Here is a 25,286-nt window from a genome sequence, read left to right as displayed (position 1 = left end):
GAGAACGCCCATGCCGACTATCAACGACATTCTCATCATGCTGCCGGAATTTTTTCTGGTTGCGGCGGCGTGCGTTCTCTTGCTGGCGGACGCTTTCATGAAGCCGGCCGAGCGCGTCTACCTGCATTGGCTCTCCATCGGCGTGCTGCTGGTGACGGGTTACCTGGTGCTGCGCTATCAGCCCGAAGGCGCAGTCACTGCCTTCAACGGCATGTTCATTCGCGACGGTCTGGGCACCATCCTCAAACTGTTCGCGATCCTGTCGACCATCCTGGTCTTCATCTATGGCCGTCCGTATATGCTCGACCGCAAGTTATTTGCGGGCGAGTTCTACACACTCATGTTGTTCGCGGTGATCGGCGTCATGTTGCTGGTCTCGGCTGGCAATCTGGTGATGATCTACCTCGGCCTGGAATTGCTGACGTTGTCGTCATACGCATTGGTTGCGTTGAATCGTGATTCCAGCTTGTCCTCCGAAGCTGCCATCAAGTACTTCGTGCTGGGCGCGCTGTCGTCGGGCATGCTGTTGTACGGCATGTCGATGATCTACGGCGCCACTGGCACGCTGGGTCTTGCTCAGTTGCATGAGGCGATCCCACACAGCGCGATGCCGCATCTCCTGGTATTCGGCCTGGTGTTCCTGATCATTGGCGTGGCGTTCAAGCTCGGCGTGGCGCCGTTCCACATGTGGATTCCGGATGTTTATGAAGGCTCGCCGACGGCGGTAACCGCCTTCATCGGCTCGGCTTCCAAGCTTGCCGCGTTCGGCATGGCGTTCCGCCTGCTGGCGACCGGTATGGGTGATTTGTCGCAGCACTGGCAGATGATGCTTGCCGTACTTGCCGTCATATCGCTGGCTATCGGCAACGTGGTGGCCATCGTTCAAAGCAATCTCAAGCGTCTGCTTGCCTATTCGACCATCTCGCACATGGGCTACCTGCTGCTGGGTCTGGTCAACGCGGGGCCGGAAGGCTATTCCGCCGCCATGTTCTACGCGGTGAGCTATGCGCTGATGTCCACCGCAGCCTTCGGCGTGATTCTTGCGCTGAGCCGCGCCGGCTTCGAATGCGACAACATCGATGATTTCAAGGGCCTGAATCAGCGCGCGCCGTGGATGGCATTCCTGATGATGCTCGCGTTGTTCTCGCTGGCTGGCGTGCCGCCGCTGTTCGGGTTCTTCGCCAAGCTGCTCGTGCTGCAGGCTGCGATACATGCTGGCATGTTGTGGTTGGCGATCGTCGGCGCCGTGTTCGCGATCATCGGCCTCTACTACTACCTGCGCGTGGTGAAGGTGATGTATTTCGACAAGCCGGAAGCCGGCACCGAAGTACGCGTCCAGCCTGATTTCACCCTGCGTCTGGTGTTGTCACTGAATGCATTGGTGCTGCTTGGCCTTGGTTTGTATTGGGGCCCGCTGTTGAGCTGGTGCAAGCAGGCATTTGTGGGCTGAGAGAAAAATTTCTTCCCGCGAAAGAGAAAAAATAGCTGTCATGGTCTTGCAAGAATCCGGCCAAGTCGCTAACATTCTCGGACTCTGATGCGGGGTGGAGCAGTCTGGCAGCTCGTCGGGCTCATAACCCGAAGGTCGTAGGTTCGAATCCTACCCCCGCTACCACTACATCAGAAAAAACGGCGATCTTGAAAAGATCGCCGTTTTTTTATGCCTCAAGAAAATTTGCACCAAATGACGGCATGGCTGGGAATGCTGTTTACTGTCCAGTCTTCAACGCAATATTTGACCGATGGAAGGGCGATAAATCATTGCACCGCACCGTTCTGTTACGTATACTTTGCAGACTCTGTAGCGGTCAGAAGCGCGTATAAAGTCCCCCGGACGGGCGCGAATCGGCAGGCAATCAGATCTTTCTTGGACAAGAAAGCCTCCTAGCGAGGCTTTTTTGTTGGGCGTAAGGATGCGAACGTGCGCTTCCGGGTGATAATCACCGGTTCGGGGCACAAGGAAAGGCCTGGCAGGGCGGCACATCGGCAAGGTAAGGGAATGGGCCGTTCGAGCCCATTTTTTGTTTCCCGTAACGGTATCGAGGAAGAGTGGACACACAGGCGCTAGCACAACGCTTCACCGAGGTTTTGGCAGATCTCCAGCTGGAATGCATCGGTGTGGAATTCAGTCCTTCACAAGGGCAGAGCACGCTGCGTGTCTACATCGATACTGAAGGGCGCGAGGTCACCCTCGACGATTGCGAGGCAGCCAGCCGCGAACTCTCGGCGCTGCTCGATGTTGAAGATCCCATTCCCGGTCATTACGTGCTGGAAGTGTCTTCGCCCGGTATCGATCGTCCGCTGTTCACCGCCGGGCAGTTCGCAAAAGTGGCCGGACAGGAAGTGAAGGTTCTGTTGAAGGCGCCGCTGGAAGGGCGTCGCCGTCTGCGCGGCAAAGTTGTTTCGGTGGAAGGCGCGCAGATCGGTCTGGAAGCTGAAGGCAAAGTATTTCAGTTCGAGCACGACGCGGTGGAAAGCGCACGCATCGTGCCGGACTGGGCAGCGCTCGGTTACGTGCCGCAGCCCAAGCCCGGCGGTCGCAAGCCGAGCAAGAAGAAAGAGTCGAATTAAAGGTCAATCTGTGATGGAACGCTGGACAGCGTTCACGGAGTGGTTGCAATGAGCAAAGAGCTTTTGCTGGTCGTTGATGCGGTTGCCAACGAAAAAGGCGTGTCGCGCGATGTGATCTTCCAAGCGATGGAAGCGGCGTTGGCGTCGGCGGCGAAAAAACGTTATCCGGATGAAGATCCGGATATCCGCGTCACCATCGATCGCAACTCGGGCGACTACGAGACGTTCCGCCGCTGGGAAGTGATCGCTGACGATGGTGAGATGGAATCTCCGTTCCGCCAGCTGCGCCTGATGGACGCTGAGGACGAAAGCCCGGGTTCGCAGATCGGTGATTTCGTCGAGCATCAGATTGAAAATGCCGAATTTGGCCGCATCGCTGCTCAGGCAGCCAAGCAGGTCATCGTGCAACGTGTGCGCGAAGCCGAGCGCCAGCAGGTGGTCGATGCGTTCAAGGACCGCGTGGGCGAACTGGTCACCGGCATCGTCAAGCGCGTCGAGCGCGGCAACGTCTACCTCGACCTCGGCGGTAATGCCGAAGCCTTTATTCCGCGCGACAAGACCATTCCGCGTGAATCGCATCGCGTCGGCGATCGCGTGCGCGGCTACCTGTTTGAAGTGAAATCCGAAGCACGCGGTCCGCAGTTGTTCGTGTCGCGCGCTGCGCCGGAATTCATGATCGAGCTGTTCAAGCTTGAAGTGCCGGAAGTTGGCCAGGGCCTCGTCGAGATCAAGGGCTGCGCCCGCGATCCGGGCGACCGCGCCAAGATCGCTGTGGTGGCGCACGACACCCGTACCGATCCGATCGGCGCCTGCATCGGCATGCGTGGTTCGCGTGTGCAGGCGGTGTCGAACGAGCTCAACGGCGAGCGTGTGGACATCATCCTGTGGCACGAAAATCAGGCCCAGTACGTGATCAACGCCATGGCGCCGGCGGAAGTGCAGTCCATCATCATGGATGAAGACAAGCACTCGATGGACATCGCGGTAGCCGAGGACAAGCTCTCCCAGGCCATCGGCCGTGGCGGCCAGAATGTGCGCCTGGCCAGCAAGCTCACCGGCTGGCAGCTCAACGTGATGACCCAGGACCAGGTCGCTGCCAAGAGCGAAGCCGAGCAGGAGTCCGCCCGCCAGCTGTTCATGGACAAGCTGGAAGTGGACCAGGAAATTGCCAACATCCTGGTGCAGGAAGGTTTCTCCAGTGTTGAAGAAATCGCCTACGTGCCGAGCGCGGAACTGCTGGCCATCGAAGGCTTCGACGAAGACATCGTCGAAGAGCTGCGTGCCCGCGCCCGCGACTCGCTGCTGACCGAAGCGCTGGCAGTCGAGGAAAACCTCGACGATCACCAGCCTTCGCAGGAACTGCTGGACATGGATGGCATGGATGAATCAACGGCCTACGCGCTGGCAGAGCGCGGCGTCGTCACGATGGACGATCTGGGCGACCTCGCGGTCGACGACCTGATCGACATCGAAGGCATGGACGAAGATCGTGCTGCAGCACTCATCATGGCGGCGCGTGCGCCGATGATTGCGCGGCTGGAGAAGGGCGGCTAACCGCGGGCGGCAGCGTCCCGGATGGGCGCGCCGGGAGACCGATGAGGTCTCCACCAAGGACGGAGGTGGCCGTGCAAGAACATGTTTAATAAAGAACGGTTTTGTACGGACGATAAGCGCGGGAACGGCGGAGAAAGAATCACGATGTCGGACGTCACAATCAAACAACTCGCTCAGGTTCTGGGCATGCCCGTCGACCGGCTGCTGACGCAGCTCGGCGAGGCCGGCATGAAGTTCTCGAACCCGGAGCAGGTCATCAGCAGCACCGAGAAGGTAAAGCTGCTGGGCTTTCTGCGCCGCACGCACGGCAAGGCAGATGCCACCGTTGAAGCGGAGGATTCCTCGCCGCGACAGATCACGCTCAAGCGCCGCAAGATCAGCGAACTGAAGGTGTCCACGCCAGGCGGTCGCGGTACTTCCAGCGCCAAGACGGTGAACGTGGAAGTGCGCGCCAAACGCACCTACGTCAAACGGAGCGTGATCGCCGAGGAAGCGAGCACGGATACCGAGCGCGAAGAGGCTTTGCGCCGGTTGCAGGAATCGCAGCAGCAACGCGAGCACGAAGAACAGGAGCGCGCAGAACGCGCAGAGACCGAGCGTCGGCGCCAGGAAGAAGTGCGTCAGCGTGCTGAAGAAGCAGCACGCCACGAGGCCGAAGCGGTCGAGCGCGCGCGCCAGGAAGCTGCGGCGAAAGCTGCTGCCGAAGCGCAGGCGCAAGCCGCGCAACAGCAATCCACGCATGTCGAACAAGCCAAGCATGTCGAACAAGAAGAGCCGGTCCGTGAACCCGAGCCGGTAGTCAAACCCGAGGAAGAAAAAGTGGCCGAATCCCCGGCCGTGCAGCGCATCGATCCCAACTCGCTGGGCATGATCCTGCCGCGCATCCATGAGCCGCGTAAGCGTGAGAAGAAACCCGTCGCGGCAGCACCTGCGCCGGCACCGGCGCCCGCTCCGGCACCTGCGCCGAGCAGTGGTGCCGATCGTGGCAAGGTCAAGCACGGCAACTTCCGTGACCGTGATGAGGTGGCAGGCGGCAAGCGTTTTGCTGCTGGCGAGCTGCATCTGACCGATGCCGATCGCGCTCGCCGCTCCAAGCGCGGTGGTAAGGCGAATAAGTCCGCTGTGCGCGAAGCGCCGCGTGGCGGCGCACCGGCTGCCGGCGCGCATGGCTTCTCCAAGCCTACTGCGCCGGTAGTACGTGAGGTGGTCGTGAGCGACGCCAATGTGGTCGCCGAGCTCGCGCAGAAGATGGCGGTCAAGGGCTCCGAAGTGGTCAAGGCGCTGTTCAAGATGGGCGTGATGGCCACCATCAACCAGACCATCGATCGCGATACCGCCATGCTGGTGGTGGAAGAACTCGGTCACAAAGCAGTGGAAGCCAGTGAGCAGGGCGCAGAAGCCGCGCTGGCTGCGCACACGCAAAACGCCGAGCTTGAAGGCGAACGCACACCGCGTCCGCCGGTGGTCACCATCATGGGCCACGTCGACCACGGCAAGACCTCGCTGCTCGATTACATCCGCCGCACCAAGGTGGCGGCTGGCGAAGCGGGCGGCATTACTCAGCACATCGGTGCCTATCATGTGACGACGCCGAAGGGCGTAATCACCTTCCTGGATACGCCTGGCCACGCCGCGTTCACCGCGATGCGCGCACGCGGCGCCCAGTCCACGGACATCGTGGTGTTGGTGGTGGCCGCTGACGACGGTGTCATGCCGCAGACGCAGGAAGCTGTGCAGCATGCACGTGCGGCCAAGGTGCCGCTGATCGTCGCGATCAACAAAATGGATAAGTCCGACGCCAATCCGGATCACGTCAAGCAGGGCCTCGGCAATCTCGAGGTGATCCCGGAAGAGTGGGGTGGCGATACGCCGTTCATACCGGTGTCGGCCAAGACCGGCATGGGCGTAGATGCCTTGCTTGACGCCATTTCAGTGCAAGCTGAAATCATGGAGCTGACGGCGGTCGAGGATGGCCCGGCCTCAGGCGTGGTGATCGAATCGAGCCTTGATCGTGGCAGAGGTCCCGTGGCGACCGTGCTGGTGCAGCAGGGCACGCTCAAGCGCGGCGACTTCGTGGTGTGCGGTGTCGAATACGGCCGCATGCGCGCGCTGATCGACGAGACCGGCAAGACCGTACAGGAAGCCGGCCCTTCGATTCCGGTGCAGGTGCTCGGCCTGTCCGGCGTACCGGAGGCCGGCGACGATTTCGTAGCCGTGGCCGACGAGCGCTTGGCACGTGAAGTGGCGGCAGAGCGTCAATTGAAGCGTCGCGAGACACGCATGGTCAGCAAGGCCAACCGCCTGGAAGACATCATGGCGCAGATGGGCCAGGCAGCCGAGCAGCAGACGCTCAACATCCTGGTCAAAGCCGACGTACAAGGCTCCGTGCAGGCCTTGCGCGACTCGCTCAGCCAGATCGGCAACGAGAACGTGAAGGTGAACGTGATCGCTGCTGGCGTCGGCGGCATCACCGAATCCGACGCAACGCTGGCAGCGGCTTCGAAGGCTCTGATCATCGGCTTCAACGTGCGCGCCGATGCTTCGGCGCGCAAGGTGATCGATACGGCGGGTCTGGATGTCCGCTACTTCTCGATCATCTATGACGTGATCGACCAGGTGAAGCAGGCGGCTTCTGGTTTGCTCGGCGTGGAAGTGCGCGAGGAAATCATCGGCATTGCCCAGGTGCGCGATGTGTTCCGCAGCTCCAAGTTCGGCGCCGTGGCCGGCTGCATGGTGACGGAAGGTATGGTCAAGCGCAGCAAGCCGATCCGCGTGCTGCGCAACAACACTGTGATCTTCCAGGGCGAACTGGAATCGCTGCGCCGCTTCAAGGATCTGGTCGACGAAGTGCGCAACGGCATGGAATGCGGTATCGCCGTGAAGCAGTACAACGACGTGAAGGTGGGTGATCAGATCGAGTGCTTCGAACGTATCGAAGTTGCCCGCACGTTGTAGTCCACGCAATAACCCCCCTCTCTTCTACGAGGGGAGGGTTGGGTGAGGGCAATCCAGGCTGAAACTGGATGACCCCTCACCATCATTCCAGCTCCCGCCGGAATGACGAACACGCCATACGCTTTAAACGAATATTTCTCCGTCTTTAACGATCACGCCATTAGATGCCATCTCGCGATTTCAAACGCACCGACCGTGTAGGCGCCGAACTCCGCCGCGAGATCGGCACGCTGGTGCACGCCGCCGTGCGTGATCACGGCCTGCCGTCGTGCAGCGTGTCGGATGTGGAAGTCACGCGTGATCTGGATTGGGCAACGGTATGGGTCACCGCACTGCTGCCGCAACAGTCAAAAGAAACGGTAAAGGCGCTCAACGAACTGGCCGGCGAATTTCGTCGCTCTTTGTCGCGCACGATGCGCATTCGCCGTGTACCGGAATTGCGCTTCAAATACGACGATTCGGTAGACAAAGGCGAGCGGATTGAACAGCTGTTGCGTCAGAGTCCGCCGCAAGAAGCGGATCACAGCGAAGATTGAGGCACCTCTCTCCAGGGGAGAGGGTTGAATACTGCAAACCATGAGTCGCCGCCGCCATCGCCCCGATGCCCGTGATCTGCACGGCATCCTGTTGCTCGATAAGCCATTGGGTATGAGTTCCAACAAGGCGTTGCAGATGGCGATCGCCATCTTGCATGCGGCCAAGGGGGGGCATACCGGCGCACTCGACCCGTTGGCCACCGGCCTGTTGCCGCTGTGCTTTGGCGAAGCCACCAAGATCGCCGGCAATTTGCTTGGCTCACGCAAGGCTTATCTGGCCGAATGCCGCCTGGGCATCACAACCACGACGGCCGATCTCGAGGGTGAGGTGCTTGATCAGCGCCCGGTTCCGTCCTTGGATGAGACCGCCATCGAGGCCGCGCTGGCGACGATGCGCGGCTGCATCGTTCAGGTACCACCGGCGTACTCGGCGCTTAAGCAGGGCGGTGAACCGCTTTACCTCAAAGCACGCCGCGGTGAAGTCGTGCAGGCACCGCCTCGCCAGGTGGACATCCATCGGCTGGAGCTGGTCTCCCACACAGAAAACACGCTTTCGCTTTACGTGGAATGCGGGTCCGGCACCTACGTACGCAGCCTGGCCGTGGACCTTGGCGAGAAACTGGGCTGTGGCGCCCATCTGAGCGCCCTGCGTCGGCTATGGGTAGAGCCCTTCCGCGAGCCGGCGATGGTGACCCTCGATGAGTTGCGCGAGGCAGCCGAGCAGGGCAGTGAAGCGGCGGACGGGCTGATCCTGCCCCTTTCGGCGGGTGTAGCGGATCTGCCGGCGCTGCACCTGGGTGCTGCGGCCGGCCAAGCCGTCTCACAGGGGCGTCAGATCGATTGGCCAATCGGGCATCCGCGCGCGTATTCGGCTGCCTTCGATCATGACGGGCGGCTATTGGCGCTCGTGGATTGTGACGAACAGGGCCGAATTCGCATTCTCCGTGGTTTCAATCTGCCTGCAGCCATTTAACGTGTTATGTGATGGTCTTGTTGCAATCCACCGGCCCTCGGTACAATAACCCGCTTGATTCAGACTTTTCTCTCAACCTGTCGGAGCTTGCGCAACGTCATCAGGCGGTGACGTTGCGCAAGTTCCGCTCCCGCTTTTTAAGGAAGACACACATGTCCCTCTCTGTAGAACAGTCCAGCAAGATCATTGCTGACTTCGGCCGCGCGCCGAACGATACCGGTTCCACGGAAGTGCAGGTCGCCCTGCTTTCCGCCCGCATCGAACACCTCACCGATCATTTCAAGACGCATAAGCAGGATCATCACTCCCGTCGTGGTCTGCTGAAACTGGTCAACCAGCGTAAGCGTCTGCTGGGCTATCTGAAGGATCGCGATCTGGCTCGTTATCAGAGCCTGATCGAACGCCTCGGCCTGCGTCGCTGATCGGACGAGGACACCCAAAGTGGCGAAAGTAACCAAGTCATTCCAGTACGGTAATCACGAAGTCACGCTGGAGACGGGCGAAATCGCCCGCCAGGCTTCGGGTGCCGTCATGGTCAGCATGGGCGGTACCGTGGTGCTGGTCACCGCCGTCGCCGCCGCCAAGGCGAAAGACGGGCAGGACTTCTTCCCGCTCACCGTCGACTACGTCGAGAAGTTCTACTCCGCCGGTCGCATTCCCGGCGGCTTCTTCAAGCGCGAAGGCCGCCCGACCGAGAAAGAGACGCTCACCTCGCGTCTGATCGACCGTCCGGTTCGCCCGCTCTTCCCGGAAGAGTTCAAGAACGAAGTGCAGATCATCGCTCAGGTGATCTCGCTCAACCCGGAAATCGACGGCGACATCCCCTCCATGATCGGCGCCTCTGCTGCGCTGAGCCTGGCTGGTATTCCGTTCAATGGCCCGATCGGCGCAGCGCGCGTCGGCTATGCCAACGGCCAGTACCTGCTGAACCCGACCGTTGCCGAACTCAAGACTTCCGACCTCGACCTCGTCGTCGCCGGCACGGCCAATGCCGTGCTGATGGTGGAATCCGAAGCCAAGCTGCTCAGCGAAGAAGTGATGCTGGGCGCGGTGGTGTTCGGCCACAAGCAGATGCAGTCGGTGATCACCGCCATCAACGAATTCGTCAATGAAGCCGGTCGCAAGCCGTTCAAGTGGGAGGCGCCGGCACGCAACGATGCGCTGTTCAACGACATCCAGGGCATCCTCGGCGATCGCCTGGAAAAGGCATTTGCGATCCGCGACAAGCTGGAGCGTCGTGACGCCATTGTTGCGCTGAAGACCGACATCAAGACCGGTATCGCTGAAACCGCGGCTTCGCATGGTTGGTCCGATCTCGACATCAGCAATGCTTTCGCCGAGATCGAATACCGTACCATGCGCGACGGCGTGCTGAAGAGCAAGGTGCGTATCGACGGCCGCAAGCTGGACGACATCCGCCCGATCTCCGTGCGCGTCGGTGTGCTGCCGCGTACTCATGGCTCGGCGCTGTTCACCCGTGGCGAAACCCAGGCGCTGGTCGTGGCCACGCTGGGTACCGCGCGTGATGCGCAGATCATCGACGCACCGGAAGGTGAGTCGAAGGATCCCTTCCTGTTCCACTACAACTTCCCGCCGTTCTCGGTCGGTGAAGCTGGCCGCTTCGGTGCGCCGAAGCGTCGCGAAATCGGCCACGGCCGTCTCGCCAAGCGTGGTGTGCAGGCGGTGAAGCCGGCGCTGGAGGAATTCCCGTACGTGCTGCGCGTGGTGTCCGAAATCACCGAGTCGAACGGTTCGTCCTCGATGGCTTCAGTGTGCGGTTCCTCGCTCGCTCTTATGGACGCTGGCGTGCCGCTGAAGGCGCCGGTGGCGGGCATCGCCATGGGCCTGGTGAAGGAAGGCAACGACTTCGTCGTACTGTCCGACATCCTGGGTGACGAAGACCACCTTGGCGACATGGACTTCAAGGTAGCCGGTAGCGCCGACGGCGTGTCCGCGTTGCAGATGGACATCAAGATCGACGGTATCACCGAAGAAATCATGAAGGTGGCGCTGGAACAGGCCAAGCGTGGCCGTCTGCACATCCTGGGCGAAATGGCCAAGGTGATCAGCCAGCCGCGTGCGGAGATGAGCGAATACGCTCCGCGCCTGCTCACCATCAAGATCCACCCGGACAAGATTCGCGAAGTGATCGGCAAGGGCGGTGCCACCATCCGCGCCATCACCGAAGAAACTGGCACCACCATCGACATCAGCGACGATGGCACCGTGGTGATCGCCTCCGTCAACCGCATGGCTGCGGAGGAAGCGCGCAAGCGTATCGACCAGATCGTGTCGGACGTCGAGCCGGGCCGCATCTACGAGGGCAAGGTTGCCAAGTTGATGGACTTCGGCGCGTTCGTAACGATCCTGCCGGGTAAGGATGGCCTGGTGCACGTGTCGCAGATTTCCAACGAGCGTGTGGAGAAGGTCTCTGACAAGCTCAAGGAAGGCGACATCGTCAAGGTGAAGGTGTTGGAAGTGGACAAGCAGGGCCGTATCCGCCTGTCCATGAAGGCGGTCACCGAAGACGAAGGCGCGAGCGTGTGAGCGCTTTTCTGACAAGCTGATCCAACGAAAACGCCCGGTTCAATAGCCGGGCGTTTTCATTTTTGAAAGCCGGTATTTGATACGATCCGCGCTTCACCTCGAGGATGCAGGCATGCCCGACCAGGCGAATGATTTCATGAAGGACTACCAGGCTTTCGCACAACAATCCTGGGACGCCTGGATGCGCTATCTGCAACAGCAGCAACCAGGACAGCCGAATCCGTTCGGCATGGGGATGATGGGCATGGGCGCCGCAGCCATGCCACAGGAGGATCTGCTCACCCGCAGCTTGGCCAGCCTCAAGGCGTATGGCAATTGGCTGCAACAGGCTGCCACGGGAGCTGCGTTAGGTCAGCAGACCCATCCATGGCAGCAGCCTGCCGCCATGCAGTCGTTTCTTTCCGCCTTCACGCAACCCTTTCAGCAGACGGTTGCCGGCATCGATAGTGCCTCCGCCTTCGGTATGGAGCATCAATGGCAGTCTTGGCTGCAAGCCATGCAGCAGGCCGGCATGGCTGCGGGCATGCCAACCAGCCAGGTGGCGACGTTCGGCATCACGCGCGAATTCCAGCTCGACCAGCAGGCCTTGCAGGCGGCCATGCAGGAATACACGCAGATCAGCGCGCGCTACCAGGCGTTGCTACAGAAGGTGAACGCACAAGGCATTTCCAAGCTACAGGAGATGCTGGGGCAGCCCGGCAAGCAGGTTGAGTCCCTCAAGGCAATGTATGACCTGTGGGTGGACGCGATGGAAGATGCCTACGCCGAAATGGCACTTTCGCAGGAATACCGCGACGTGTTCGGCGCATTGGTGAATGCGCAAATGCAGGTGCGCAAGCTACAGCAGCAACACACCGAACAGATGTGTCGTGAGCTGGGTATTCCCACACGCAGCGAAGTGAACAGTCTTGGCAAGCGCGTGCAACAACTGCGGCGTGAACTGAAGGAGCGCGGGCAGGTTGAAGCAACTACGGATACATCCCTGGTTGATACGCTGCATGCCGAAATCGCCACACTGAAGCGCGAGCTTGCGGCAAGCAAGGCGGCGAAGGTGCATCCAATCGAACGGCCGGCCAAGGGCGGAAACAGCAAAACGCCTTCGCAACGTACGAAAGCCACGCGCTCTGCCGCCGGCAAACGGAAGTAAGGAACCAGCATGCAGAACCCCTTCCATATCGATCCGCAGCAAGCCTTCAACGAAATCGCCGTCTTCCAGCGCAAGCTCGCCGCCGGGTTGCAGAACTTGCGTGGCCTGGGCGAGCAGGATTACGCCAACACGCCGCGCGAAGCGGTATATCGCGAAGACAAGCTCACCGTCTGGCACATGAAGGGCAACCATAAGCCCACCGCACGCGTGCCAGTCCTTGTCGTCTACGCGCTGGTCAACACCGTGTGGATGACCGATTTGCAGGAAGACCGGTCGCTGGTACGTAATCTGCTCGAACAAGGCGAGGACGTCTATCTGATCGACTGGGGCTATCCGGATGGGGCGGACCGTTGGCTCACGTTGGACGATTACCTCAACGGCTATCTCGATCGTGCCGTCGATGCCGTTCGCCAGCACCACGATCTCGATGCGATCAACTTGTTAGGCATCTGCCAGGGCGGCACGTTTTCGCTGTGCTACACCGCCATGCATCCCGAGAAGGTAAAGAACCTGGTCACCATGGTGACACCGGTGGATTTTCGTACGCCGGACAACATGCTCTCGCACTGGGTGCAGAGCATGGATGTGGATCTTTTCGTCGACACGCTGGGCAACATCCCCGCGGAGTTGATGAACTGGGTGTACTTGATGCTCAAGCCTTTGCGCTTGAATCAGCAGAAGTACGTCAGCTTGGTCGACATCCTCGACAACCCGCAGGAGCTCAAGAACTTCCTGCGCATGGAACGCTGGATTTTCGACTCGCCCGACCAGGCAGGCGAAGCTTTTCGCGAATTCATCAAGGAATTCTTCCAGCAGAACAAGCTCATCCAGGGCGATCTACAAATCGGCAAGCAACCGGTGGATCTGGGCATGGTCACCCAGCCGGTGCTCAATATCTATGCCACGCAGGATCATCTCGTGCCGCCGGATGCGTCGCGTGCGTTGCAGCGCCATGTTGGTACCACCGACTACACCGAGGTCGCCTTCAAGGGCGGGCATATTGGCATCTACGTTTCCGGCCGCGCGCAGCGCGAAGTGGCGCCAGCGATTCATCAATGGCTGCGGTCCCGTAGCTAATACGGGACATGGCGGGCGTAGGTTGGGTTACGCCGCGCTAACCCAACCTACTTTTGTCCCTTTCGCGACAACTCCCTAGAAAGGGGCGGGCGAATCATTGCTGCTAAACTAGCGCGATGACCAACCTCGCTTCCGCTCACGACACCATCCGCGCCGTGCAATGGCGCGGCGATCATCTCCGGTTGCTGGATCAGCGCCTGCTGCCTGCCGAGGAAAAGTGGCTCGACTGCCGCGACTACACGGCGGTTATCCACGCGATCAAGGACTTGGCCGTACGCGGCGCGCCGGCTATCGGCATCGCAGCAGCTTGGGGCGTTGTGCTTGCTGCGCAGCAGGGCGCATCGATGGAGCAGGCGCTGGCGGAGCTTCGCGCAGCTCGTCCCACCGCGGTGAATTTGATGTGGGCACTCGACCGCATGAAGGCACGCGTGGCGGCGGGTGCGGATACCGCTGCTCTGGAACGCGAAGCGCAGACCATCCAGGATGAAGATCTCGCCGCCAACCGCCACATGGGCGAACTAGGAGCGGCCTTGATCGCTCCGGGTTCCGATGTGATGACCCATTGCAACACCGGCTCGCTAGCCACTTCTGGTTATGGCACAGCACTGGGCGTGATCCGCGCCGGCGTTGCCGCAGGCCGCATCAGCCAGGTATTTGCTGGCGAAACGCGCCCCTGGCAGCAGGGGGCACGGCTGACGATGTGGGAACTGGTGCGCGACGGCATTCCTGCCAAGCTGATCGCCGATTCCGCCGCTTCTCACCTGATGAAGTCAGGCGGTGTGAAATGGGTGATCGTGGGTGCGGATCGCATCGCTGCCAACGGCGACACTGCCAACAAGATCGGTACCTACCAGCTCGCTATTGCCGCGCGCCACCATGGCGTGAAGTTCATGGTGGTAGCGCCTTCGTCCACCGTCGATATGGCAACGGCTTCGGGCGACGGCATCGACATCGAGCTACGCGATGCGGCGGAACTGCTCAGCGTGGCCGGTCGCCGCACGGTGGTCGAAGGTGCGCAAGCCTGGAATCCGGTGTTTGACGTGACGCCCGCTTCGCTGATCGATGCCATCGTCACCGAGCGCGGCGTGATCGAACAGCCTACAGTCGAACGTATGCGGGCCGTGTTTGCCGCATGAGGTTGCGCCATGAAGTCATCCTGTTTGCGATCGGTGGGGCCATCGGCTTCGTCGTCGATGGCGGCATCGTGCAAACATTGGTTACTTTCGCACACTTCAATCCCTACGCCGGCCGGGTGATCTCCTTCCTCGTCGCTGCCACCGTGACGTGGTGGTGGAATCGCAGCCATACCTTCGCCGCGCGCCAAAGCGGTCGCTCGCTGGCCACGGAATGGCTGCATTGGATGGCGCTGATGAGCGGTGGCGCGGCAGTGAATTACGCTGCCTACGTGGCTTGTCTGATGGCTTTTCCAAGCTGGCATAAATGGCCCGTCTTCGCCGTCGGCGTGGGTTCGATTTTCGCCGCCGTGGTCAATTTCGTGAGCGCCCGCATGCTGCTTTTCCGGCGCGCCAAAACAGGCTCGTAACTTATTGATTGAAAAGGTGAAAATCAAACCTTTTCAAGTGCCGCTGTGATATAATTACGGCCTACCGTCTGACCCTCGCAGACACGCGCCCGGTGCGCCTGTCACGAGGCTCCTATTTGCTACCAGGGAAGCTGCTTGATGGCAGAGCTCGCCAAAGAAGTCATTCGCGTCAATATCGAAGACGAAATGCGCCAGAGTTACCTCGATTACGCCATGAGCGTGATCGTGGGACGCGCCCTTCCGGACGTCCGTGATGGCTTGAAGCCCGTGCATCGCCGCGTGTTGTTCGGCATGTATGAGGCCAACAATGTCTGGAATCGCCCTTACGTAAAGTGCGCGCGCATCGTCGGTGACGTGATGGGTAAATTCCATCCGCACGGCGACAGCTCCATTTACGATGCACTCGTCCGCATGGCGCAGGATTTCTCCTTGCGCTATCCGCTGGTCGATGGCCAAGGCAACTTCGGTTCGATCGACGGCGACGCCGCGGCGGCGATGCGTTACACCGAGTGCCGCATGGAACGCCTGTCCTCCGAACTGTTGGCGGACATTGACAAGGAAACCGTCGACTTCGTACCGAACTACGACGAGAAGGAACTCGAACCTTCCGTTCTGCCGACACGTGTTCCCAATCTGCTGATCAACGGCTCTGCCGGTATCGCCGTGGGCATGGCGACCAACGTGCCGCCCCACAATCTCAGCGAAGTGATCGCTGCGACCATCGCGCTGATCGATGATCCGTCGCTGTCGATCGACGATCTGATGCAGCACGTAAAAGGCCCGGATTTCCCCACTGCAGGCATCATCAACGGTGCCGCCGGTATCGTCGAAGCCTATCGCACGGGGCGCGGTCGTATCCTGGTGCGCGCGCGTACCGAAATCGAAACCGAGTCCAACGGCCGCGAGACGATCATCGTCCACGAGCTGCCGTACCAGGTGAACAAGGCGCGCCTGATCGAGAAGATCGCGGAGCTGGTGAAAGAAAAGCGCCTCGAGGGCATCTCGGAACTGCGCGACGAATCCGATAAAGACGGCATGCGCGTCGTCATCGAGATCCGTCGCGATTCGATGGCCGACGTGGTACTCAACAACCTGTTCCAGCAGACGCAACTGCAGGTCACCTTCGGCATCAACATGGTGGCGCTGGTCGATGGCCAGCCGCGCACGCTCAATCTCAAGGAAATCCTTGAGGCGTTTATTCGCCACCGTCGAGAAGTCGTTACACGGCGCACGATTTTCGAACTGCGTAAGGCGCGCGCCCGCGCACATATCTTGGAAGGTCTCGCCGTTGCGCTCGCCAACATCGACGAGATGATTGAGCTGATCAAAACCTCCGCTTCGCCGCAGGAAGCGAAGGAGCGCATGGTTGCACGCAAATGGCAGCCAGGCCTGGTCTCCTCGCTGCTGGCTGCAGCAGGTGCGGAAGCCTCGCGGCCGGAAGATCTGGACCCGCGCGATGGTTTCAAACCTGACGGCTATCAGCTCTCCGAGACGCAGGCGCAGGAAATCCTGGCCATGCGCCTGCACCGCCTGACCGGTCTGGAGCAGGAGAAGATTTCCGATGAATACCGCGAAATCCTGGAAACCATTCGCGGCTTGATCCTTATCCTCGAAGATCCCGTACGCCTGCTCGCCGTCATCCGTGACGAACTCGAAGTGATCAAGGCCGAATTCGGCGACACACGCCGCACCGAGATCCAGCCTTCGCAGGAAGACCTCAACGTCCTCGATTTGATCGCGCCGGAAGATGTCGTGGTCACGTTGTCGCACGCAGGTTACGTGAAGCGTCAGCCGATCAGCATCTATCGCGCTCAGCGCCGCGGGGGCAAGGGCCGCTCCGCATCAGCGTTGAAAGAAGAAGATTTCGTCGAACAGTTGTGGGTAGTGAACACGCACGACACCCTGCTCACCTTCACCAGCACCGGTCGTGTCTACTGGGTCAAGGTGTATCAGATGCCGGACGCTGGCCCGAACGCACGCGGCAAGCCGATGGTGAACCTGTTGCCGTTGGCCGAGGGCGAGAAAGTGCAGGCCGTCTTGCCGGTGCACGAATACAGCGCAGATCGCTACGTATTTTTCGCCACCACGCAAGGCACGGTGAAGAAAACGCCGCTTACCGAATTCGAATACCAGTTGCAGAAAGGCAAGATTGCCATCAACTTGGACGAAGGCGATGCGCTGGTTGGCGTGGTGCTTACCGACGGTAACAGTGACGTGTTGCTGTTCGCGTCCAACGGCAAGGTCGTGCGCTTCGACGAAAGCGAAGTACGCCCGATGGGCCGTACCGCTACCGGCGTCCGCGGCATGAAGCTTACGGACGAGGCGAAAGTCGTGTCGCTGGTGGTGGCCCAGGAAGGCGATATTCTCACCGCCACTGAACGTGGTTATGGCAAGCGTACCGAGCTAGGCGAGTTCCCGAAGAAAGGGCGTGGCACGCAAGGCGTGATCGGCATCCAGTGCTCTGAACGCAATGGCGCCTTGGTTGCCGCTACCCAGGTGGCCGACACGCATGAGCTGATCCTGATTTCCAATCAAGGCACCTTGGTGCGCACTCGCGCGATGGAAGTGTCGCAGCTTGGCCGTAACACGCAGGGCGTGACGTTGATTCGCCTGCCAGCCGAGGAGTCGCTGGTTAGCGTGGTCCGCGTGGATGCGGACGAGAGCAACGGGGATGATACCGAAACCGGTGAAGGCACAGAGCCCACACCGGATGTACCAGCTGATACGCCGCCGAGCGAATAAGTTCGGTATGACGAAAAAGCCTCGGTTGTCCCGGGGCTTTTTCGTTTCAACACGAGCGGTGCTGTTTGGTGCGAGATGTCATTGATAAGCCACACTGACGAGCTTGGCGCCTGGTTTTGCGTACTGCGCGTAATAATCCAGCAGATCGCTAGCTAATCGGGGTTGGGCCTGGGCCAAAGGCTCGACGGTCGTCGTCGTTGATGGATCGGCCTGAGCGGGTACTGCCGCAGCAACAGGCACGGAAGTGGGCTGCGTGATGGACCCGACAAAGGTGATCACGCCATTGGCACCAGACCTTGTTGTATGTGGTGCCGTAGAAGCCGCGTATCCTACCGATGACAAAACGCATGCCACCAAAAGCGGCACGCCCGCCTTGAGGTATTTCATGACGAATCTCCTGCACGCCCGGCAGGCGCGATGACGCCTCCATGCGCGAACCGGCTGGGCATGGCCGAGCCACCGGGTCGACTATGACGCCCTGGCGTCTAATCTGTAGGAGATTTCCTCTATCTTGTGTGATCTAAGACTCGTAGTTTTGTAGGAATTATTGAGACAGAGTGTCGAGCATCGCTTCGGCCGTACTCACGCGTAGCTCGCCAGGGCTCTCGACATGGAGGGATTTCACGACACCATTTTCCGCATACAGCGCAAAACGGCGTGACCGCATCCCCATTCCGTAGGCGCTGCCATCCATTTCCAGTCCCAGCGCCTTGGTGAATGCGCCATTGCCGTCAGCCAACAGCTTGAGTCCGGCGGGCACGTGCTGTGATAGCGCCCAGGCTTTCATCACGTAGGCATCGTTTACTGCCAGGCAATACACCTCTGTACCGCGCGCTTTGAACGCGTCGAAATGCCTGACGTAACCGGGCATGTGGCGTTCCGAGCAGGTGGGCGTGAAGGCACCCGGTACTGCAAACAGCACGACGTTGCGTTCAGCAAAGAGGGGCGCGGTGGTGGTGCGCTGGATGTCGGCTTCGCCGTTGATCACGGCGATCGGCAGGTCCGGTAAGGCTTGTCCAATCTGGATGGTCATAGAGATATCGCTGAAGGCGTGGCAACGCTCAACATGGTATCGCCGGGGCTGCTTGCCTGTCGCCTTGAAACGCTTCGATGAGGAACCTATGTGGCTGTCAAGCGGTGAACGCACCGCAACCATTTTGAGGATTACAGCATGCATCCCAGCCGACATACCTTCTGGAGCACTGGCACGTTTCCGGCCGATTTCCGCCAAGCTTTTGAGCGCTTTTTCCAGAACGAAGAAAGCGACAATTCCAGCGTCGTCACCAGTCAATGGGCACCGCGCGTGGACATCAAGGAAGAGGATCAGCGCTTCGTGATCTTTGCCGATGTGCCCGGCGTGGATCTGGCCAACATCGAAGTGAGCATGGAAAAGGGCGTTCTCACCATCAAGGGCGAGCGCGCGGTTGAGAAACAGGAACAGAGCGGCCGCTTCACACGCGTTGAGCGAGCGCACGGCCGCTTCCACCGCCGTTTTGCCTTGCCCGATAGCGCCGATGCCGACAACATCAGCGCCGCTGGCAAACACGGTGTGCTGGAAATCGTGATTCCGAAGAAAGCAGAAAAAGCGCCGCGCCGCATTACTATCAATACGCAGTAAGCGCGCGTCGCTCGATGTTGCGTACACGGCTCGCCGCGGACCATGATCCGCGGCGGGCTGTTTGTGTTGGGGCGGACATGAGCATCGAGCAGCTATGACCTGTGCTGCTCGATCCATCTTGTTTGAGGAGTGGCAGTGGAATTCAAAGACTATTACGACGTTCTGGGCGTCAAGCCTGACGCCAGCGAGGCTGACATCAAGGCGGCTTATCGCAAGCTTGCGCGCAAATATCATCCGGACAAGAACAAGGAAGCCGGCGCGGAGGACAAATTCAAGGCGGTCAACGAAGCCAACGAAGTGCTCCGCGACGCCGAAAAGCGCCGCGCCTACGATCAGCTGCGCGCAGGCGGATACCGTCCGGGTGAGCAGTTCCGTCCGCCGCCGAACTGGGGGCAGGGCCAGGGCTTCGATTTTGGTGAAGCTGGCGACGGTGACTTCAGCGATTTCTTCGAGAGCTTGTTCGGCCGCGCCGCCGGAGGCGGTCGCCATGCGCCGCGCTCGCGTCGTGGCCGCGATATCCGTGCGCAGGTACAGATCGACTTGCAGACGGCCTTCAGCGGTGGCCGCACGCGCCTGAACCTGGATGACGGCACCGGCCAAGAACGCGTATTGGAAGTGAAGATCCCGACCGGCATTCAGCCGGGGCAGGTGATCCGCCTCAGCGGCCAGGGGCACCCTGGAGCGGGTGGCGGCCCGAGCGGCGATCTGATGCTGGAGGTAGGCATTCGCGACGATGCGCGTTTCAAGCTGGACGGCCGCAATGTGCTGTATGTGCTGCCGGTCAGCCCCTGGGAGGCAGCACTGGGCGCGACGGTGCCGGTGCCGACGCTGGCTGGCACGGTGGACCTGCGTATTCCCGCCGGCACGCAGTCGGGCCGCAAGCTGCGCCTGAAAGGACGCGGCTTGCCGGGGCAAACGCCGGGCGATCAGCTGGTGGAGGTGTCGATCAGGGTGCCACTGGCGGAGAGCGACGCGCAGCGCAAGGCTTATGAAACGCTGCAGGCGCAATTTGCGCATTACGATCCGCGGCAATGAATGTGCCCGCGGTACAGAAACAAAAACGGCGCCCATGTGGCGCCGTTTTCTTTCGGCTCGATTCGATCATCAGGCCGGGAGCAGTTCTTTCAGTACTTTCACCAGTTCCTCTTCCTTGATCGGCTTGGTGACATAGGCTTTCGCGCCTTGGCGCATGCCCCACACCTTGTCGGTTTCCTGATCCTTGGTGGTGACCAGCACGATCGGAATATGTGCGGTTTCCGGATCCTTGCTGATGGTGCGCGTCGCTTGGAAACCATTGAGGTTCGGCATGACCACGTCCATCAAAATGAGTGCCGGCTTTTCCTGTTTCGCGACGGCGACACCCGCAGCACCGTCTTCGGCAGTCAGCGTTTCATGGCCGAGCTTCTCGACGATGCGCTTGATACCGAGGAGCTGCGACGGCGAATCGTCGACGATCAGAATGCGTGCCATAAGGTGGGAATCCCCTAGTCGTTTCGTTAATTCTAAGTCGCCGTGGCGACGCTTCCAAGCATAGCCTGTGTCAAACGTGACCCACGCGCACAATGGTACGGCCAAAGGATTCGCCTGCCAGCATCCGCTCAAAGACTTCCGGAAGCTGCTCCAGCGCGATTTCCCGAGTGACGATACGGTCGAGATGGCGCGGTTTCCAGTCGCTGGCCAGATGGTGCCATACCTGCTCGCGAATATCGCGGGCAATGCCGGCCGAGGCGATGCCAAGCAGGCTGACACCGCGAATGATGAACGGCATCACCGTGCTTTCCAGGCCGATGCCGCCAGCATTGCCGCAGATGGCGACGTTGCCGTAGGGCACGATCAGCGGCAGCAGGCCGGCAAGCATCGCGCCGCCGACGTTGTCCAGCGCGCCGCCAAAGCGTGCTGAATCCATCGGTTTGCCGCTAAAGGCCAGTTGATGTCGATCAATGCATTCAGTCGCGCCGAGGCTGCGTAAAAAATCGAAGTGTGCGGCCTTGCCGCTGATGGCGTGCACGTCATAGCCGGCGCGGGTGAAGATGTCGATGGCCAGCATGCCCACGCCACCACTAGCGCCGCTCACGGCGATAGGGCCGAGCGCGGGCGTCTGGCCGTTGTCCTGCATGCGTAACAGTGACAGCGCAGCCGTAAAGCCGGCTGTTCCCAGGATCATGCTTTCGCGCAGGTTCAATGCATCGGGCAACGGAATCGCCCATTGCGAAGGCAGGCGGATGTATTCGCCGTAACCGCCGTCGCGCGTTTCGGAAAGGCTACTGCCAGTGCATAGCACTTTATCGCCTTCTTTGAAGTGCGCGTCGGTGGAAGCAACCACCACGCCGGCCGCATCAATGCCGCCGTTGAGCGGATACTGGCGAAGAATCTTGCCTTTGCCGGTACCGGCCAACGCGTCTTTGTAATTCACCGACGAGTAGGCCACTTTCACCAGCACCTCGCCAGGGCTCAGTGCATCGGTCTGCATGGTTTCGATGCCGCCGCGATAGCCGCTTGCGTCGTTGTGAATGCGAAAGGCTTGGAATGTCGTCATGGCCGGTTTCTCATGCCTTGATGCTGGATGCATCGACACCGCGTGGCACAGCGTCGACGTGATACTGATCCATCCAAGCGAACAATTCGCTGGTCGAATCACCGAACCACACGCTGTCGCGTCGCTCCTGGGCAACGAAACCTTCGGCGACCATGTGATTCATCATGTTGCGCAAATGCCCGTAGTAGCCCTGCGTATCCAGAAACGCGCATGGATAACGATGCAAGCCCAATTGCGCCCAGGTAAGCATCTCGAACATTTCGTCCATGGTGCCGAAGCCGCCGGGCAGGGCGACGAAAGCATCGGAGAGTTCGTACATCCGCGTCTTGCGCTGATGCATGGTGTCGACCACCACCAAGTCGGTCAGGCCCTTATGCGCTACTTCGCGCTCAACGAGTTGACGCGGAATTACTCCGATCACCTTGCCGCCCCCGCTCAGCGCCGCGTTGGCCACCGTACCCATCAGGCCGACCTTGCCGCCGCCATATACGAGGGTGATGTCTCGACGCGCCAGTTCCAGGCCGAAGGCGTGGGCAGTCTCTATATAGACGGGGTTGTTGCCGCTTTGAGAGCCACAGTAGACGCAGAGGGCGGTGGGTTGGGGCATAGGGACGATGGGCTCGCTTTGAGCTCGTCATTCCAGCGAAGGCCGGAATGACGGCGGTGAGAATTCCAGATAGTTCAAACAAAACGACCCGCTCATGTCACCACGAGCGGGTCGTTGATCATGGCACGGGGCCTCAGTTGCCCTTGTGAATCGCGCGCTTGTCCACCGACAGCGCCGCTTCGTGCACGGCTTCCGACAGCGTCGGGTGGGCGTGGACGATGCGGGCCAGGTCTTCGGCGGAGCCCTTGAACTCCATCGCCACCACGGCTTCGGCGATCAGCTCGGACACGCCCGGGCCGACCATGTGCACGCCCAGCAGGCGGTCAGTCTCGGCATGGGCGATCACCTTCACCTGGCCGATGGCCTCGTTCATGGCTACGGCACGGCCGATGGCGGCGAACGGGAAGGTGCCGATCTTGTACGGTACACCGGCTTCCTTCAGCTCCTTCTCGGTCTTGCCGGCCCAGGCGATTTCCGGCTCGGTGTAGATCACCCACGGCACCGTATCGAGGTTGATGTGGCCAGCCTTGCCGGCGATCCACTCGGCCACGGCAACACCTTCCTCGGAGCCCTTGTGCGCCAGCATCGGACCGCGCACGGCGTCGCCGATGGCCCACACGCCGTCCACACCGGTGTGGTTGTGCTCGTCCACCACAATGCGGCCGCGTTCATCCAGCTTCACGCCCGTGTCGTCGGCCAGCAGGCCCTCCGTGTAGGCGCGACGGCCCACAGCCACCAGCAGCTTGTCGACGGTGAGCTCGTGCGCGCCATCCTTGTCTTCGTAGGTGAGCGCGACTTCATTCTTCTTGACCTCAGCCTTGGTCAGCTTGGCGCCAAGCTTGATGGTCAAGCCCTGCTTCTCGAATTCTTTCTTGGCGACCTTGGCGACGTCCTGATCGGCGACGGCAAGGAAATCCGGCAGCGCTTCGAGGATGGTCACTTGCGCACCCAGGCGGTTCCACACGCTGCCCAGCTCCAGGCCAATCACGCCAGCGCCGATCACGCCCAGACGCTTCGGCACTTCGTTGATATCGAGTGCGCCGGCATTGTCGATGATGTTCTTGCCGTCGAACTTGGCGAACGGCAGCTCGATCGGCACCGAGCCGGAAGCGAGAATGACGTTGGTGGCGCTGATCGTCTGCTTGCTGCCATCGTTGCCGGTGATCTCGACGTTGTTACCCTTCAGCAACTTGCCCTTGCCGAAGAACGGCGTGACCTTGTTGGCCTTGAACAGCTGGCCGATGCCACCGGTGAACTGCTTGACGATCTTGTCCTTGCGGCCGATGAAGGTGGCCATGTCCACCTTGGCGTTCTCAACGCTGATGCCGTGCGCCGGCAGGTTGTGCGTCAGGTTGAAGTACTGCTTGGACGAATCGAGCAGCGCCTTGGAGGGAATGCAGCCTACGTTGAGGCAGGTGCCGCCGAGGGCCTGTTTGCCGTCTTTGCCGACGAAGGCATCCACGCAGGCGGTCTTGAGGCCGAGCTGCGCGGCGCGGATGGCAGCCACATAACCGGCAGGGCCGGCGCCGATGACGATGACGTCGAATTTGTCGCTCATGGTTTGAGTTTCCTAGGGAGCGGAATCGTGCCGTATATGGCGGCGCGTGGAGGATTTCGAAAGAGGGGGCCGGCCAGGGCTGCAGCGAGTGCGCCCTGGCCGGCGGGCGATTACATGCCCAGCAGCATGCGCTGCGGATTCTCGAGCTGGTTCTTGATGTCGACCAGGAACAGCACTGCGTCCTTGCCGTCGATGATGCGGTGGTCATACGAGATCGCCAGGTACATCATCGGCGCGGCAATCACCTGGCCGTTCTCGACGATCGCACGCTCTTTGATGGTGTGCATGCCCAGGATCGCGCTCTGCGGCGGGTTGACGATCGGCGTCGACAGCAGCGAGCCAAAGGTACCGCCGTTGGTGATGGTGAACGTGCCGCCCTGCAGATCATCCAGGCCCAGTTTGCCTTCGCGCGCTTTCTTGGCGTAGTTGGCGATGCCCTTCTCGACATCGGCGAAGCTCATGTTCTGCGTGTCGCGCAGCACCGGCGTCACCAGACCTTTGTCGGTGGCCACGGCGATGGAGATGTCCTGGTAGCCGTGATAGATGATGTCGTTGCCATCAACCGATGCGTTGATGATCGGATGACGCTTCAGCGCTTCGGCAGCGGCCTTCACGAAGAAGCTCATGAAACCGAGCTTCACGCCGTTGGCCTTTTCGAACTGTTCGCCCAGCGTCTTGCGCATCTTGGTGACTTCGGCGAGGTTCACTTCGTTGAACGAGGTGAGCATCGCGATCGAGTTCTTCGACTGCATCAGACGCTCGGCGATGCGAGCGCGGATGCGCGTCATCGGTACGCGTTCTTCCGGACGAGAGCCAGGCGTTGGCGCCACGGCCGGAGCCGCCGCGGCAGGCGCGTCACCCTTGCCGTAGTTCACCAGGTCTTCCTTGGTGACGCGGCCATCGCGGCCGGTGCCGGCGACCTTGGAGACGTCGATCTTCTCTTCGGTAGCGACCCGCAGGCCGGCGGGGGAGAGGTTTTCCGCACCCTTGGCGGCAGCCTGCGGCGCTGCGGCGGCAGGTGCCGGGGCAGGAGCGGCGGCGGCCGGCGCGGGAGCCGATGCAGCAGCCACGGCGCCTTCTTCGATCACCGCGATCACTTGCTGACTGGTCACCGTGTCGCCCTCTTGGAACTTCAGTTCCTTGAGCACGCCATCAACCGGTGCCGGCACTTCCAGCACGACCTTGTCGGTTTCCAGGTCGACCAGGTTTTCATCGCGCTTCACCGCATCGCCGGCCTTCTTGTGCCAGGTGGCGATGGTGGCGTCGGAAACGGACTCGGGCAGAACGGGGACTTTGACTTCGGTGGACATGATGTAGGGAAT

22 protein-coding genes and 1 tRNA gene are annotated in these 25,286 nt (G+C 60.7%); 16 read left to right on the top strand and 7 right to left on the bottom strand.

The annotated features are described in order from the left end of the window. The first annotated feature begins 10 nt into the window (after nt 1-10). The 14 genes from nuoN to gyrA all read left to right on the top strand — a co-directional run bounded on the left by nuoN (nt 11) and on the right by gyrA (nt 17,645). Nucleotides 11-1,450, top strand: coding sequence for an NADH-quinone oxidoreductase subunit NuoN (gene nuoN, locus IEX75_RS01175; RefSeq protein WP_188792436.1), 1,440 nt, complete (start codon nt 11-13; stop codon nt 1,448-1,450). Between the two features lie 88 nt (nt 1,451-1,538). Then, nucleotides 1,539-1,615 (top strand) — tRNA-Met (locus IEX75_RS01170). A gap of 434 nt (nt 1,616-2,049) precedes the next feature. Beyond that, nucleotides 2,050-2,571, top strand: coding sequence for a ribosome maturation factor RimP (locus tag IEX75_RS01165; RefSeq protein WP_188792435.1), 522 nt, complete (start codon nt 2,050-2,052; stop codon nt 2,569-2,571). Nucleotides 2,572-2,619: 48 nt separating this feature from the next. Continuing rightward, complete coding sequence (gene nusA, locus IEX75_RS01160) at nt 2,620-4,125, top strand: transcription termination factor NusA (protein ID WP_188792434.1); 1,506 nt, start codon at nt 2,620-2,622, stop codon at nt 4,123-4,125. Nucleotides 4,126-4,269: 144 nt separating this feature from the next. Then, nucleotides 4,270-7,080, top strand: coding sequence for a translation initiation factor IF-2 (gene infB / locus IEX75_RS01155; RefSeq protein WP_188792433.1), 2,811 nt, complete (start codon nt 4,270-4,272; stop codon nt 7,078-7,080). A 164-nt stretch (nt 7,081-7,244) separates the two neighbouring features. Beyond that, nucleotides 7,245-7,616: a 30S ribosome-binding factor RbfA gene (gene rbfA, locus IEX75_RS01150; RefSeq protein WP_188792432.1), complete on the top strand. Its 372-nt coding sequence runs from the start codon at nt 7,245-7,247 to the stop codon at nt 7,614-7,616. Nucleotides 7,617-7,656: 40 nt separating this feature from the next. Next, nucleotides 7,657-8,589, top strand: a complete 933-nt coding sequence (truB, locus tag IEX75_RS01145; RefSeq protein ID WP_188792431.1) for a tRNA pseudouridine(55) synthase TruB — start codon at nt 7,657-7,659, stop codon at nt 8,587-8,589. Between the two features lie 152 nt (nt 8,590-8,741). Beyond that, nucleotides 8,742-9,011 carry a 30S ribosomal protein S15 gene (gene rpsO / locus IEX75_RS01140; protein WP_115496249.1) on the top strand — a complete coding sequence of 90 codons (270 nt, stop codon included), beginning with the start codon at nt 8,742-8,744 and terminating at the stop codon, nt 9,009-9,011. A 19-nt stretch (nt 9,012-9,030) separates the two neighbouring features. Next, nucleotides 9,031-11,136, top strand: coding sequence for a polyribonucleotide nucleotidyltransferase (gene pnp, locus IEX75_RS01135; RefSeq protein ID WP_188792430.1), 2,106 nt, complete (start codon nt 9,031-9,033; stop codon nt 11,134-11,136). 112 nt (nt 11,137-11,248) lie between these two features. Continuing rightward, nucleotides 11,249-12,283, top strand: a complete 1,035-nt coding sequence (locus IEX75_RS01130; RefSeq protein ID WP_188792429.1) for a poly(R)-hydroxyalkanoic acid synthase subunit PhaE — start codon at nt 11,249-11,251, stop codon at nt 12,281-12,283. A 9-nt stretch (nt 12,284-12,292) separates the two neighbouring features. Then, nucleotides 12,293-13,360, top strand: a complete 1,068-nt coding sequence (gene phaC, locus IEX75_RS01125; protein WP_188792428.1) for a class III poly(R)-hydroxyalkanoic acid synthase subunit PhaC — start codon at nt 12,293-12,295, stop codon at nt 13,358-13,360. Nucleotides 13,361-13,476: 116 nt separating this feature from the next. Then, nucleotides 13,477-14,496: an S-methyl-5-thioribose-1-phosphate isomerase gene (gene mtnA / locus IEX75_RS01120; RefSeq protein ID WP_188792427.1), complete on the top strand. Its 1,020-nt coding sequence runs from the start codon at nt 13,477-13,479 to the stop codon at nt 14,494-14,496. After that, nucleotides 14,493-14,903 carry a GtrA family protein gene (locus IEX75_RS01115; protein ID WP_188792426.1) on the top strand — a complete coding sequence of 137 codons (411 nt, stop codon included), beginning with the start codon at nt 14,493-14,495 and terminating at the stop codon, nt 14,901-14,903. The genes mtnA and IEX75_RS01115 overlap by 4 nt, the downstream gene beginning before the upstream one ends. A gap of 138 nt (nt 14,904-15,041) precedes the next feature. Beyond that, on the top strand, nt 15,042-17,645 hold the full coding sequence (gene gyrA, locus IEX75_RS01110) for a DNA gyrase subunit A (RefSeq protein ID WP_188792425.1): 2,604 nt from the start codon (nt 15,042-15,044) through the stop codon (nt 17,643-17,645). A 78-nt stretch (nt 17,646-17,723) separates the two neighbouring features. Here the strand turns inward: gyrA and IEX75_RS01105 are convergent, their stop codons facing one another. Next, nucleotides 17,724-18,032, bottom strand: a complete 309-nt coding sequence (locus IEX75_RS01105) for a hypothetical protein (RefSeq protein WP_188792424.1) — start codon at nt 18,030-18,032, stop codon at nt 17,724-17,726. Between the two features lie 157 nt (nt 18,033-18,189). Continuing rightward, nucleotides 18,190-18,678 carry a peroxiredoxin gene (locus IEX75_RS01100; RefSeq protein WP_188794276.1) on the bottom strand — a complete coding sequence of 163 codons (489 nt, stop codon included), beginning with the start codon at nt 18,676-18,678 and terminating at the stop codon, nt 18,190-18,192. A 138-nt stretch (nt 18,679-18,816) separates the two neighbouring features. Between IEX75_RS01100 and IEX75_RS01095 the strand changes: the two genes are divergently transcribed. Then, nucleotides 18,817-19,263: an Hsp20/alpha crystallin family protein gene (locus IEX75_RS01095; protein ID WP_188792423.1), complete on the top strand. Its 447-nt coding sequence runs from the start codon at nt 18,817-18,819 to the stop codon at nt 19,261-19,263. Between the two features lie 135 nt (nt 19,264-19,398). Further along, nucleotides 19,399-20,298, top strand: coding sequence for a DnaJ C-terminal domain-containing protein (locus IEX75_RS01090; RefSeq protein WP_188792422.1), 900 nt, complete (start codon nt 19,399-19,401; stop codon nt 20,296-20,298). 69 nt (nt 20,299-20,367) lie between these two features. Here the strand turns inward: IEX75_RS01090 and pilH are convergent, their stop codons facing one another. From pilH to odhB, 5 genes are all read right to left on the bottom strand, one after another. Further along, entirely contained in the window at nt 20,368-20,733 is a 366-nt protein-coding gene (gene pilH, locus IEX75_RS01085; protein ID WP_188792421.1) for a twitching motility response regulator PilH, read from the bottom strand. Nucleotides 20,734-20,803: 70 nt separating this feature from the next. After that, entirely contained in the window at nt 20,804-21,799 is a 996-nt protein-coding gene (locus IEX75_RS01080) for a YhdH/YhfP family quinone oxidoreductase (protein ID WP_188792420.1), read from the bottom strand. Between the two features lie 10 nt (nt 21,800-21,809). Further along, complete coding sequence (locus tag IEX75_RS01075; RefSeq protein WP_188792419.1) at nt 21,810-22,406, bottom strand: LOG family protein; 597 nt, start codon at nt 22,404-22,406, stop codon at nt 21,810-21,812. Between the two features lie 133 nt (nt 22,407-22,539). Then, nucleotides 22,540-23,964 (bottom strand): dihydrolipoyl dehydrogenase, encoded by a 1,425-nt coding sequence (lpdA, locus tag IEX75_RS01070; protein WP_188792418.1) that lies wholly within the window; start codon nt 23,962-23,964, stop codon nt 22,540-22,542. Nucleotides 23,965-24,074: 110 nt separating this feature from the next. After that, nucleotides 24,075-25,274 (bottom strand): 2-oxoglutarate dehydrogenase complex dihydrolipoyllysine-residue succinyltransferase, encoded by a 1,200-nt coding sequence (gene odhB, locus IEX75_RS01065; RefSeq protein WP_188792417.1) that lies wholly within the window; start codon nt 25,272-25,274, stop codon nt 24,075-24,077. Nucleotides 25,275-25,286: the final 12 nt, after the last annotated feature.

This window comes from Dyella nitratireducens, from assembly GCF_014642835.1.
GTDB classification, from domain to species: Bacteria; Pseudomonadota; Gammaproteobacteria; order Xanthomonadales; family Rhodanobacteraceae; genus Dyella_B; species Dyella_B nitratireducens.
This window is presented reverse-complemented; position numbering and strand designations above follow the sequence as displayed.